Origin of the sequence: Methanoculleus sp. MH98A (assembly GCF_000691865.1) — an archaeon.
GTDB lineage: Archaea > Halobacteriota > Methanomicrobia > Methanomicrobiales > Methanoculleaceae > Methanoculleus.
The window spans coordinates 1-1,088 of sequence record NZ_JMIO01000185.1 but is presented as its reverse complement, the minus strand read 5'-3'; the positions used below and the strand labels follow the sequence as shown (position 1 = coordinate 1,088).

Sequence of the window (1,088 nt, the reverse complement as noted above, 5' to 3'; positions counted from 1 at the left end):
ATCTGTCTTTTAAGGCCCCTTCTGCCTGAAAACCCCCGGAGCAAAGTCCGTGGAAAAAATTTCCGGTCAGGGGATATTCATACTTGGTATGAATCTTGTATTGGTTTTTGACTACTAAATGACGAATTGGTCGAGTAAAGCCACCGATTTAAAAATCTGTCAATAATGTGCCTTAGAATTTAGGATACCCCGGAATTGCTCACGCCTAACCGGGAAATAAGGGCTATTTTTCATTAGCAGCATGGATAAGTTTAAAATCAGAACTATCAAAATCTACAGAGATCATTCGATCAGAGTTTGTCTCGAAGGTGAGATCATGGCTAGTAAAGTAATGGCAAACAACGCTGCTGCAAGCAACGTTATGGCAGAGACCGTAAGCGACGTAGAGATCGTTGCACAGTTCAAACAACGCGGGTGCTGGGGGCTGTACACGAGCGTGGACCTGAAGGGGTGCGATCCGGCAACGATCAGGGACGCAGAGAAGATCCACCGGTTCATCGTCGAACTGTGCGACCTCATCGACATGAAGAGGTTTGGCGAACCGCAGATCATCCACTTCGGCCCGAACGAGAGGGTCGCAGGGTTTTCCATGACCCAGCTCATCGAGACATCGCTCGTCTCCGGTCACTTCGCGAACGAGACCAACGCGGCCTACCTCGACATCTTCAGCTGCAAGGAATACGAGCCCGCGAAAGCAGCGGAGTTTTGCAGGGACTTTTTTGGAGCAGAATCGGTAACGTATCAGGTACTGTTCAGGGACTGAATACGAACATACTACCCGGAAGAACACTTCAGCGTAACGTATGACGGCAGAGAGCACCTGCCATCTCTCGCCGGTCTGACCGGATAACCGCGGCGGGGGGCGATCCCCCCATCGTTTTTTTCAAAGATGACGGCCCGGACGTCCGGTTACAGATGCCCTGCCTCTACGTGAGGGCCTGATTTGTCCCCGGGATCGGCCTTTTTCTTTAGGCAGCTTGACCGAGGTTGGGCGACTGATTTCACATAAACCCGGTAAAACTCAGCCGTCGGAGATATCCGATTGAGGGGAGGCCGAACCGACCGAAAAAAAGAGTGTTTCAGGGAGT

At 51.1% G+C, this 1,088-nt stretch carries 1 protein-coding gene; it reads left to right on the top strand.

Annotation, left to right across the window (positions count from 1 at the left end):
- Nucleotides 1-316 precede the first annotated feature (316 nt).
- A complete protein-coding gene (speD, locus tag EI28_RS12470) occupies nucleotides 317-763 on the top strand; it encodes an S-adenosylmethionine decarboxylase (protein ID WP_048112153.1) in 447 nt (148 codons plus the stop codon).
- The last annotated feature ends 325 nt before the right edge of the window (nucleotides 764-1,088 follow it).